We start from the raw sequence: 12103 nt of genomic DNA, 5'->3' as shown, positions 1-12103 counted from the left end.
CCAGGTGCCTAGCGTTGCACCAAGGTCATTTCAAAGCTGTAGGCATCAGCGCGATAAACGTGGGCACCGGTCTCCACGTTGCGCCCGGTGTCATCCACGGCAGTGCGCTGCATGGTCACCAGGGCCGAACCTGCCGCCGTGTCCAAGGCCTTGGCTTGGATATCGTCGGCGGTGGTCGCCCCGATGCGCTGCTGGGCCAGCCGGAAGTTGACCCCTGCTTCACGCAGAAGCTCGTACAGGCCATGTGCTTGCAGGGACTTTTCATCCAGCTCAACAATGTCGTCGCGAACCCAGTTCTCCATCAGTGCCAGTGGGCTTCCGCTGGCAGAACGCAGCCGGGTGAAGTGGTAAACGCAGACATCCTTGGGCAGTGAGAGAAGTTCCTGGATCTCCGTTGGAGCTGGAATATGTTCAAAGCTGAGCAAGCTGGTAGAAGGCTTCTTTCCGGCGCGCTCAAGGTCATCATTCAGGCTGGATAGTTCAAGGTGCCGCCGGATCTGGCTGGAAACAACCTGCGTTCCCACACCGCGCTTGCGCACCAGAAGGCCGGACTGGACGAGGTCGTCCATGGCCTTGCGAATGGTGGGGCGTGAAAGCCGCAGTCGCTGGGCGAGCTCGATCTCATTTTCCAGTCGAGTGCCCGAGGTCAGCGAACCGTCGCGGATCGCGCCCTCGATGCCTTGCGCTACCTGGTGGTAGAGGGGAACCGGTGAAGATCGGTCGATCTTGATGCTCAGGGGTGTGCTCACAGTTGCTCCTTGCCGGCGACCTTGTCTGGATATGTCGCTTTGACAGGACAAACTCTATATGAAAGTTCATGATTTGGGCATCTCTTGGCTGGATATCTTCGCGATCCATGGCTTTTTCGCTGCTTAGCGGTGAAGGCCAAACGCTTGGCCAAGCGTCGCTTTGGACTTGAAATGCGATCGCGACAAGGGAATTTGGACAATATGGTCCGTTTGTCCAATTGTCCTGACAAAAATTCTGCTGAATTTCATTGCCCAAGGCTTCGAGCGGAACATATGGTTTTTGGAACGGTCCAAGACTTGGGACAAGCCGCGGCGGCCGCAGGGAATCACGGCGTGAAGCGCCACAGACAGGAGAAAATCATGAACGAACAGCGCAGCATCGGCGTGGGGCTGATCTCGGTGGGTTGGATGGGCAAGCTGCACGCTCGCGCCTACAGCTCAGTGCCCTATGTCTATCCAGAGTTGGGAATCAAGCCAAGACTGGTCGTAGCCGCGGATACCGAGCAGTCACGAGTCGACTTCGCGATCTCAGCGCTGGGCTTTGAACGCGGAACGCTGGACTACCACCAGGTGCTCGCAGATCCCGAAGTGGATGTCGTCTCGATTTGCGCACCGAACTTCCTGCACGCCGAAATGGCGATCGCCGCAGCAGAGGCCGGTAAGCACATCTGGATCGAAAAGCCCGCTGGTCGAAGCCTGGCCGAAACGCAGGCTATCGAGCAAGCCGCCATCCGCAACGGCGTAGTCACCTCGATCGGCTTCAACTACCGCCATGCGCCAGCTATAGAACGAGCGCGCCAGCTGGTGCGCCAGGGCCGGTTGGGATCCATCACCAATGTCCGCGCCAGCTTCCTTGCCGGATATGCGGCAGACCCCCGCGCGGCTCTGTCATGGCGCTTCAACCGGGAACTTGCCGGCAGCGGCGTGCTCGCTGACCTATTCAGCCATGCAGCAGATCTATGCAGCCATGTTGTCGGCCCCATCCGGAGCATTTCCGCATCAACCAACGTCATGATCCCATCCCGGCCGAAACTGTCCATGGGCCAGGGCACGCACTTCGACCTGATCGAAGGCGGCGAACAAGGTGAAGTCGAGAATGAGGACTACGCCGCCGCGTTGCTGCGTTTCAGCCCAGAAGGCGTGGCGGACCGCGCGATCGGAACTATTGAGGCATCCCGAGTGGCCGTGGGTCCGCAGTGCGGCTATCGACTCGAAATCTACGGCACGGAAGGTTCGGTCAAGTGGGATTTTGAACGCTTGAATGAACTGGAGGTCGTGCTCGGTCGAGACAATGACGAACAGGGATTCACGACGGTCATTGGCTCGCCAAAACATGGCGAATACTCCCGGTTCCAGCCTGGCCCGGGGAATGCGATGGGCTTTGACGACCTCAAGACCATCGAGGCTAAGAAGTTCCTGCTGGCTGTCTGCGGTGGCGAGAAAGCGAACTCCACCATCGCCGATGCGGTGACCGCGGCCGCACTGGTGGAAGCGGCCGAAGCATCTGCCGCAAGCGGCACATGGCAGGCGCTGGATGAGGCGGTGCGCGCTGCGAATGTGCAATACTGACCGCCATGCCTGACTCGCCGCGCCGCCGCCCCACGATACGAGACGTCGCCAAGCGGGCCGGGGTCTCCAAATCATTGGTGTCCCTGGTGCTCTCGGATCCGAGCCGGGTCAGTTCGCTGCGGCGTTCGCTGGTCGAGGACTCCATCCGCGAGTTGGGCTATCAGCCCAACCTGGCGGCTCGCTCGCTGGTTGCCGCGAACCGGCATGCCATTGGTGTCGTCCTAGGGGAACTGCATAATCCCTGGGTTCTGACCGTCGCGGAAGTGGTTCGCGAACAGTTGCAAGCAGTGGGGTGTGACGTGCTGTTCAGTGCGGCCGCGATCCACGATGGTCTGGGTGTTGGCCCCGCGGAATTGCAGGCCCTGCGCGATTTGCGGGTCAGTGGAATCCTCGTCGTTGGATCAGCCGATGATGCAGCCAGCTTCGAAGCCGCGTTGGGTGAGACTCCCGCTGTATTTGTGGGCAGCGGGCGTCAGGCGCAATCAAATACTGCTGCGGTTTCAGTAGATGATGAGCAGGGCTTTGGCTTGGTGATTGACCACTTGGTTCACTGCGGGAATGAGCGGATCACCCATATCGCCGGTGGCGCTGGGCCGGTTTCGGCGGTGCGCGAAGCTGCCTATCATCGGGCGATGCTGCGCCATGGGTTGCGCCAGCAAGTGCAGGTGGTGGAAGCTGGACCAACGGTTCAGGCCGGCTATGAAGCCGTGGTGCGGTTGCTGGCCTCGGGGGCACGGCCTGAAGCGCTGGCCTGTTTCAATGATCTTTCCGCATTTGGCGCGCTGCAGGCTCTTGATGAGGCTGGCTTGTCTGCGGCGGTGACTGGCTACGACAATATTTCTCTATCGTCGCTGGGGAGAATCTCGTTGACCAGCGTCGACTCGGATTCGCAAGACATCGGTCGCAGCAGCGTGCGGCTGCTTCTCCAGTTGATGCGGAATCCGGACGGAAAATTTGCACGTCAATTGATGATTCCGCCACGGCTTATCGTGCGTTCTTCATCCCTTCCGCGCCGTTGAACCAGGAGGAAGCAGCACCTGGCTTCGCCTGTTGAAGGTCGCAAAGTTCTCGTCTTCACATCCTCATGTCTTTACAAAGTCTTGACGGATCGCTTTTTGTCGCGCAGACTTTAGACATCTTGTGATTCAAGTCACGGAAATCTTGTTAAGGCGGCCCGCTCCAGGGGACTATCGGGGTGCGTCGACGTAGCCCTGAAGGGGAAAACGAATATGGGAAAGCCAACTTGGCGCAAACTCGCAATCACACTCGCCATCATTCCAGCCCTGGGATTGGCGGCTTGCTCATCAACGGGCGGGCGTGCACCAGAACCGGAAAGCAGTGCGGGCGGTGGGGCTGTTGCGGCCACCGATCGCATCAAAGTCGCAGTGATCACCCATGCGGCTCCGGGGGATACCTTCTGGGACATCATCCGCAAGGGTGCCGAAGAGGCTGCGGCCAAGGACAACGTTGACCTGCAGTACTTGAGCGACCCCGATGGCGGGCGCCAATCCCAGCTGATTGAGCAGGCCATTGACCAGGGAGTGGACGGCATTGCCGTAACCCTGGCTAAGCCGGACGCCATGGCCGGAGCGCTGAAAAAGGCCACGGACGCAGGAATTCCCATCGTCAGCCTGAACGCCGGCGAAGACCGGTTTAAGGACATCGGAGCGTTCGCCCACTTCGGGTCCAATGAGCAGCTCGCAGGCCAGGCTGCCGGCGAAAAGCTGAAGGATTCGGGCATCAAGAAGCCAATATGCGTCATCCAGGAACAGGGGCACGTTGGCCTTGAAGCCCGCTGCGCCGGCGTGAAGAAAGTTGTCCCAGGCACCGAAATACTCTACGTGCAGGGCACTGACATGACCCAGGTCGAGTCAACAGCAACTGCCAAGCTCCAAGCGGACAAGCAAGCCGATGCAATCATCGGGCTGGGCGCGCCATTTACCATGACGCTGATCAAAGCCAAGGCTACGGCCAACTCAAAGGTCGAGGTAGCCTCCTTCGACATGAACTCGCAGCTAGTCCAAGAAATCACCAAGGGCAACGTGCTGTTCACCGTTGACCAGCAGCCATGGTTGCAGGGCTACATGGCAGTTGATGCGCTGTGGCAGAACCACCGCGGTGGCTTCACGATCGGCGGTGGACAGGCGACTCTGACCGGCCCGGCCATCGTTGACAAGACCGTGGCCGAAAAGATCACCAGTTTCGCCGAAGAAGGCGTCCGCTAGCAACGATCCTCGGTGCGCGCCGAGCCTGCCGGTAGCGGCGAGCCGGCGCGCAGCCAGGACATGGAGGAAAACTCATGTCTTCAACAACAGCCTCACCCACGCATAAGAAACCATCCCTCACCCAAGACGAACGCGTTGGCAAGAAAAGCACGCTGTCAATTCTCCTGGGACGTCCGGAGATCGGTGCCCTCGTGGGCGCCGTCGCCCTGTTCATCTTCTTCGCCATCGTTGCACCGGTCTTCTTGAGTCCCGCCTCCTTGGCCACCGTCCTCTACGGCGCTTCAACCATCGGCATTATGGCCGTTGGAGTGTCCTTGCTGATGATCGGTGGCGAGTTCGACCTGTCCACAGGTGTGGCAGTGATTTCCTCGGCACTCAGCGCGTCGTTGATCAGCTGGTACTTCGGGCTCAACGTCTGGGTCGGCATCGCCTTGGCTCTGGTCGTCTCACTGCTGATCGGGTTCATCAATGGAATCATCCTGATCAAGACCAAGCTGCCATCATTCATCGTGACGCTGGCCAGTTTCTTGATGCTCACGGGCCTGAATCTGGGCCTGACGCGCGCTATTGGCGGATCGGTGTCCTCGCCATCCATTGCAGACATGGAAGGATTCCAGAGCGCCAAGGCGGTTTTCGCCTCTTCGGTGAATATCGGTGGGATCGACGTCAAGATCACCGTGTTCATTTGGCTAGCCTTGGTGATCATCGCTTCGTGGGTCTTGCTGCAAACAAAGATTGGCAACTGGATCTTCGCCATTGGCGGGGACGAGAAAGCCGCCCGCGCCGTCGGCGTCCCCGTGGTCCGCACCAAAATCGGGCTTTTCATGGCCGTCGGATTCTGTGGCTGGGTACTGGGCATGCACAACCTGTTCGCCTTCGACTCCGTGCAGTCAGGCGAAGGCATCGGCAATGAATTCCTCTACATCATTGCTGCGGTGATCGGCGGCTGCCTGCTCACAGGTGGTTACGGATCAGCCATTGGCGGGGCCATCGGGGCATTCATATTCGGCATGGCAAACAAGGGCATTGTGTACGCAGAGTGGAACCCGGACTGGTTCAAGTTCTTCCTGGGCTTGATGCTGCTGCTGGCCACGGTTGTGAACATCGTCGTGAAGAAGCGCGCGGAATCCAGTAAATAGGAAGCCAAGGACATGAACATGAAAACTCGAAAGAACAAGAAGGCCGAAGAGCTGCTGCAGAAGCTCGAACCCAAGACCAATGACAACCTGCTCACGCTCAAAGGTGTAGGCAAGCACTACGGAAGCATTATCGCGTTGCGCGGTGTCGACATGGAAGTCGATCCGGGAAGGGTCACCTGCGTACTGGGCGATAATGGTGCGGGCAAGTCCACGTTGATCAAGATCATCGCCGGTCTGCACCAGCATGATGAGGGCGAGTTCACGCTTCACGGGTCAGCCATCAAGCTCAAGAGCCCGCGAGTCGCCTTGGACGCTGGGATCGCCGCGGTATATCAGGATTTGGCGGTCGTCCCGCTGATGCCCATCTGGCGCAACTTCTTCCTTGGCTCGGAACTGACTACCGGCGTAGGTCCCTTCAAAAAGCTTGATGTGCAGCGGATGAAGCAGATCACCAAGCAGGAACTGGCCGATATGGGTATCGATCTGCGTGATGTGGAACAGCCCATCGGGCAGCTTTCCGGTGGCGAACGACAGTGCGTGGCCATCGCCAGAGCCGTGTATTTCGGTGCGAAGGTGCTGATCTTGGACGAGCCCACGGCTGCTCTGGGTGTTAAGCAGTCTGGTGTGGTGCTGCGCTACATTCTCCAGGCCAGGGACCGCGGGCTGGGGGTCATCTTCATTACGCATAACCCGCACCACGCCTATCCGGTCGGCGACTCATTCCTGCTGCTCAAGCGTGGCCGCGCTATTGGCTACTATTCCAAATCGGAAATTACCGTGGAAGAGTTGACCGCCCAGATGGCCGGCGGTGCTGAACTGGCCGAGCTGGCACATGAGCTGGAACAGCTCGGTGGCCACGACGAGGAGTTGGCCGAAGCCGAGGCAGGTGCTGGACCTCAGGTTGCTCGATAGTTGCGAGCCAATTGCCAAGGTGGCGGCCACTTCGGTCTTGAAGTGGCCACCACCTTGTGCTCTTGCCGACGCCTTTTAATGCGTGCCTCGAGTACTTCTGGTTCTGTACAGGGGGACCGGGAAAGGCATATTTGACTAAATGTCTCAACCATTACGAGTCAAGAAACTGAAGATGCTCGAGTTGCGAGAATGAAGCATTGAACCAGATGAAACCTAGGTCTGATTCCTTCACGGAACATATATTCCTATCGTAGAATATAAATTTCGATGCTCCAGTCGATCCGAGTTCAGAGAGGCTGCTCCGGCCCGCGGGTTAGTGTTTGCAATAATGGCGGATGTGAATACATTCAAGCCTGAAGATGGCAACGCATCGGATCGACCGCCCTCGATGGCGGACGTGGCAGCCGTCGCCGGGGTCTCCCACCAAACCGTGTCGCGCGTATTGAATGATCACCCAAATGTCCGCGAAGGCACGCGAGTGCGAGTGCTGGAGGCCATCAAGGAGCTCGGTTATCGGCGCAACCTTGCCGCGCGCGCCCTGGCCACGGCGCAGACGCGCACCATCGGCATCCTGACCATCGGCAGCGAATTCTTTGGGCCGCAGTCCACCGTGCTCGCGGTGGAAGCCGCTGCTCGCGCACAGGGATATTTTGTCACCATGACCTCCATGGATAGTTATGACTTTGGCGGTGCGGTCACGGCCCTGAACCACCTCACCGACCAGAGCGTGGACGGCGTGGTGGTGGTCGCCCCGCATGACAAGGTCACCGCCGCGATTGACGACCTGAAGCTGAAAGTGCCGGTGGTGGTGGTAGCCGCACGGACCGATGTTCCGGCGGGGGATCCGGTGCACTACGTTTATGTCGATCAGCGCGACGGCGCCCGACAGGCGACGGAGCATTTGCTCTCCTTGGGGCACCGAAAGATCGTCCATGTTTCAGGCCCATCCGGTTGGTTTGATGCCACGGAGCGGAATATCGGTTGGCGTGAAGCCATGGCCGCAGCAGGCTATGACGCGGTGGAGTTCCCGGCGGAATCCTGGCTGGCCCCCAGCGGTTATGCCGCGGGGGTCAGCCTCGCACCTCGGGTGAAGGCCGGGGAAATAACCGCCGTCTTTGCCTCCAACGACTATTTGGCCATCGGGCTGCTGCGGGCGTTCTGGGAGGCCGGCCTGAGCGTGCCGGAGGACGTATCGGTGGTTGGCTTTGATGACCTGCAGATCGCCGAGTTCTACATCCCGAAGCTCACCACGGTGCGCCAGCCCTTTGCCGACGTGGGTCGCGCCGCGCTAACCGAGCTGCTCGGTGGCGAACGAGGGCTGCAGGAGCCGCGCATGATCGCGCCCACCATGGTCGTCCGAGCCAGTACCGCCCCACCACCGCGAAACTGAGTTCAGCCCAATCGACAGGTAGCTAATCTTCGTCATGTGTTGCGCATCGCATTTTGTTAGCGCTAACATAATGTAAATGTTCCGACCGAACCCTGTGATCTCTTCTTCCGAAGAACAGCGGTGCGGCGACGCAACGATAGCCACCTGCCGTGCGGGTGCGAGGACGGAGAATCCATGACTGGCCAGCAAGCAGGTTTGTCCGCGCCCGAGGTGATTGGTTCGGGGCAGGCAGTTCTGGGGATCGAATTTGGTTCAACGAATATCAAGGCTAGTCTCATCGGTCCCAACCACGAGCAACTCGCCACCGGCAACCACGGGTGGGAAAACCAGTTCGTGGATCGACGCTGGACCTATTCCCGCGAAGCAATGATTGCGGGTCTGCAGAGCTGCTTTGCGGATCTGCTGGTTGATACCCAGCACCAATATGGAGTGCGCCCCACTGCCTTTGCGGCCATTGGCGTCTCGGCGATGATGCACGGCTACCTCGCCTTTGATAAATCCGATGAACTGCTAGTTCCCTTCCGCACCTGGCGCAATACCTCGACCGAACAGGCCTCCAATCAGCTCAGCGAGGCCTTTGGCTACAACATCCCACTGCGTTGGTCGGTTGCGCACTACTATCAGGCGCTGCTGGATCACGAAGAACACGTAGGCGCGGTCTCAAGCTTGAATACCCTGGCCGGGTTCATCCATCATCAGCTCACCGGGCGCCGGGTGCTCGGTGCTGGTGACGCCTCGGGAATGTTCCCACTGGACAGCGCCGACCTCGGTTACGACAAGGCTTTTATAGAGACTTTTGACCGGTTGGCGAAGCCATTGGGAGCTGCAGGTTCGCTGGAGCAGCTCTTGCCGGAGGTCCTTGCCGCTGGAACCGAGGCCGGCAGCCTGACTGAGGCCGGAGCACTTTTGCTTGACCCCACCGGGCAGCTGCAGCCGGGAGCGATCTGCTGCCCGCCGGAAGGGGACGCAGGCACCGGAATGGTTGCTACCAACTCCGTAGCGCAACGCACCGCGAACGTCTCGGTGGGAACCTCCATCTTTGCGATGGTTGTCCTCGATGCCCCGCTGCGTGAAGTGCACCCCGAAATTGACATCGTCACCACTCCCACCGGAGATCCGGTGGCCATGGTGCACTGCAATAACGGTGCCAGTGAACTAGCCAGCTGGGCCGCGCTTTTCGGCCAGTTTGCCCAGGGGCTAGGACATGAAGCCTCCACGAATCAGGTCTACCAGACGCTGCTTGCCGCGGCACTGGACGGTGCAGCGGACGGCGGTGGACTGCTCGCCTACAACTACCTGTCTGGAGAACCGGTGACCGGGCTGCCCGAGGGGCGCCCACTGCTGGTACGCACCCCGGATTCAACGTTTAACCTCGCGAATCTGATGCGCACTCAGGTGTATTCGGTATTCGCCACGCTGAGCTTGGGCATGGAAATCCTCGCCGGCGAGGGCGTGAAAATCCATAAGCTGTTCGCCCATGGCGGCATCTTCCGGACCGCGCAGGCAGCGCAGCGGCTCCTGGCGGCGGCGCTTAATGTCCCGGTATCGGTAGGCAGCACCGCGGAACATGGCGGTGCCTGGGGAATTGCGGTGTTGGCAGCCTACCGGCACCGCGTCGCGACGAACTCGGCAGCCAGCCTCGCGGAGTACCTGAATTCGCAGGTTTTCGCGAACGCCGAATTGCAGGAGCTGGCCCCGCAGCAGCAGGACGTGGCCGGATACGCACAATACCTGCGCGCCTATCAGGCCGGTCTGGACATCGAACGCGCGGCCATCACGGCCATCTAAAAACACTTTCATCCCGGCACTTAGGAGAAACCGATGAGCCACGCTCAAACATTAGCCAGCTACCCGAACACCATGCGTCAAGAAGTTGCCCGCGTCCGTGAGGTCGTCGCTGCCCTGCACGCGGAACTGCCACGCTATGAGCTGGTCGTCTGGACCGCCGGCAATGTCTCGCAGCGCGTGCGGAATCCGGAGGTTCCCGACGGCAGCGCGGACCTGTTCGTGATCAAACCCTCGGGGGTCTCCTATGACGAGCTGACAGCCGAATCCATGGTGGTCTGCACGCTAGACGGTGAGCTCTTGGAGGGTACACGCGCTCCGTCTTCGGATACCGCGGCGCATGCCTACACCTACCAGCACATGCCCCACGTTGGGGGAGTGGTGCACACCCACTCGACCTACGCCACCGCCTGGGCCGCGCGCGGCGAGGAAATCCCCTGCGTGCTGACCATGATGGCCGACGAGTTCGGTGGGCCAGTCCCGGTGGGCCCGTTCGCGATCATTGGCGATGATTCCATCGGCCGCGGCATCGTCCAAACGTTGAGCGAATCGCGCAGTCCGGCCGTGCTGATGCAAAACCATGGCCCCTTCACCATCGGCAAGGACGCCCGAGCGGCGGTCAAGGCCGCGGTGATGTGCGAGGAAGTCGCCCGCACGGTCCATATTGCCCGCCAGCTCGGCGATCCACTGCCGATGCGAGGCGAAGATATTGACGCGCTCTACGCGCGCTACCAAAACGTTTACGGACAATAGCCGCTCGCTGGCGGCCAAAAACTTCAATCCGAAAGGACACCATGAGCAAGGCATATGAATCCAAGGAAATCTGGTTCTTCACCGGAAGCCAGGACCTGTATGGCGACGAAACCCTGCGACAGGTCGCCGAGCAATCGCGCGAGGTCGCCGAGGCCCTGGACGGATCCGAGCAGGTCCCGGCGAAGGTCATCTGGAAGCCGGTGCTCAAGGACGCGGAATCGATCCGCCGGGCCATGCTGGATGCAAACTCGAATGACAACGTGCTGGGCGTAATCACCTGGATGCACACGTTCAGCCCGGCCAAGATGTGGATCTCGGGTTTGAAGGCACTGGCCAAGCCGCTGCTGCACCTGCACACCCAGGCGAATGTCGAGCTGCCGTGGGACACCATCGACTTCGACTTCATGAACCTGAACCAGGCCGCCCACGGCGACCGTGAATACGCCTATCTGGCCACCCGGATCGGGGCCACCCGCACTACCGTGGTCGGCCACGTTTCCAATCCGGCGGTTGCCGGACGCGTGGGCACCTGGGTTCGCGGTGCCGCCGGCTGGAATGCCACCCAGTCGATGAAGCTGGTCCGCTTCGGAGACAATATGCGCAACGTCGCGGTCACCGAAGGGGACAAAACCGAGGCCGAACTGCGGTTTGGCGTCTCGGTCAACACCTGGGCGGTCAACGACTTGGTCGAAGCCGTAGAAGCGGTTGCCGAGGGCGATGTGGACGCGCTGGTAGTCGAATACGAGCGTGAATACGATGTCGCCGCGGAGCTGCGCGCCGGCGGAGTCCGCCACGAGTCGCTGCGCTACGCCGCACGCCAGGAATTGGCCATCGAGTCGTTCCTGCGTGCGCTGGGCGCTTGGGCTTTCACCACCAATTTCGAGGACCTTGGCGGGCTCAAGCAGCTGCCGGGCCTCGCGGTCCAGCGGCTGATGGGCAAGGGCTACGGCTTCGGCGCCGAAGGCGACTGGAAGACCGCGGTGCTGGTGCGTGCCGCGAAGGTGATGGGCGCCGGGCTGCCCGGTGGCGCTTCGCTGATGGAGGACTACACCTATGACCTGACCCCGGGCAAGGAGCTGATCCTCGGCGCCCACATGCTCGAGGTCTGCCCGTCGCTGACCACCGACAAGCCGCGTATCGAAATCCATCCGCTGGGCATTGGGGGACGCGAGGACCCGGTGCGCATGGTGTTCAACGCCGCGGCTACCACCGGCGCCGTGGTGGTTTCGATGGCCGATATGCGCGAGCGTTTCCGCTTGACCGCAAACGTGGTTGACGTGGTGACCCCGCCGCAGGAACTGCCGAACCTTCCGGTGGCGCGTGCCGTGTGGCAGCCGCGACCTGACTTCTCCACCTCGGCGGAGTCCTGGCTGACCGCCGGCGGAGCCCACCATACGGTCATGTCCACGGCCGCCGGAATCGAGGCCTTCGAGGTCTTCGCCGAAATCGCCGGCACCGAGCTGCTGGTGATCGACGAGAGCACCACGCGCCGCGGCTTTGCCGAACAGGTGCGGCTGAACCAGGCGTACTACCGCTTGGCTCAAGGCCTGTAGGCGCACAGGGACCTTAGGTTGGCCAGCA

General features: G+C 60.7%; 10 protein-coding genes. 9 read left to right on the top strand and 1 reads right to left on the bottom strand.

Annotation, left to right across the window (positions count from 1 at the left end):
• Window positions 1-8 precede the first annotated feature (8 nt).
• Entirely contained in the window at window positions 9-749 is a 741-nt protein-coding gene (locus tag ACT3UA_RS01705; protein ID WP_444615349.1) for a GntR family transcriptional regulator, read from the bottom strand.
• A 360-nt stretch (window positions 750-1109) separates the two neighbouring features.
• On the opposite strand from ACT3UA_RS01705, the gene ACT3UA_RS01700 reads away from it, so the two are divergent.
• From ACT3UA_RS01700 to araA, 9 genes are all read left to right on the top strand, one after another.
• A complete protein-coding gene (locus tag ACT3UA_RS01700; protein WP_444615347.1) occupies window positions 1110-2318 on the top strand; it encodes a Gfo/Idh/MocA family protein in 1209 nt (402 codons plus the stop codon).
• Window positions 2319-2323: 5 nt separating this feature from the next.
• Complete coding sequence (locus tag ACT3UA_RS01695; RefSeq protein WP_444615346.1) at window positions 2324-3337, top strand: LacI family DNA-binding transcriptional regulator; 1014 nt, start codon at window positions 2324-2326, stop codon at window positions 3335-3337.
• Between the two features lie 210 nt (window positions 3338-3547).
• Window positions 3548-4543: a substrate-binding domain-containing protein gene (locus tag ACT3UA_RS01690; RefSeq protein WP_105553996.1), complete on the top strand. Its 996-nt coding sequence runs from the start codon at window positions 3548-3550 to the stop codon at window positions 4541-4543.
• Window positions 4544-4617: 74 nt separating this feature from the next.
• Entirely contained in the window at window positions 4618-5682 is a 1065-nt protein-coding gene (locus ACT3UA_RS01685) for an ABC transporter permease (protein ID WP_096282761.1), read from the top strand.
• A gap of 18 nt (window positions 5683-5700) precedes the next feature.
• A complete protein-coding gene (locus tag ACT3UA_RS01680; protein ID WP_096282994.1) occupies window positions 5701-6594 on the top strand; it encodes an ATP-binding cassette domain-containing protein in 894 nt (297 codons plus the stop codon).
• A gap of 328 nt (window positions 6595-6922) precedes the next feature.
• Window positions 6923-7984, top strand: coding sequence for a LacI family DNA-binding transcriptional regulator (locus tag ACT3UA_RS01675; RefSeq protein WP_374955687.1), 1062 nt, complete (start codon window positions 6923-6925; stop codon window positions 7982-7984).
• Between the two features lie 174 nt (window positions 7985-8158).
• Window positions 8159-9772 carry an FGGY-family carbohydrate kinase gene (locus tag ACT3UA_RS01670; RefSeq protein ID WP_105650002.1) on the top strand — a complete coding sequence of 538 codons (1614 nt, stop codon included), beginning with the start codon at window positions 8159-8161 and terminating at the stop codon, window positions 9770-9772.
• A 33-nt stretch (window positions 9773-9805) separates the two neighbouring features.
• A complete protein-coding gene (locus tag ACT3UA_RS01665; protein ID WP_444615345.1) occupies window positions 9806-10522 on the top strand; it encodes an L-ribulose-5-phosphate 4-epimerase in 717 nt (238 codons plus the stop codon).
• Window positions 10523-10563: 41 nt separating this feature from the next.
• Entirely contained in the window at window positions 10564-12075 is a 1512-nt protein-coding gene (gene araA, locus ACT3UA_RS01660) for an L-arabinose isomerase (protein ID WP_096282755.1), read from the top strand.
• Window positions 12076-12103 lie beyond the last annotated feature (28 nt).

It is taken from the genome of Glutamicibacter sp. 363, assembly GCF_052379505.1.
Taxonomy (GTDB): domain Bacteria; phylum Actinomycetota; class Actinomycetes; order Actinomycetales; family Micrococcaceae; genus Glutamicibacter.
This window is presented reverse-complemented; position numbering and strand designations above follow the sequence as displayed.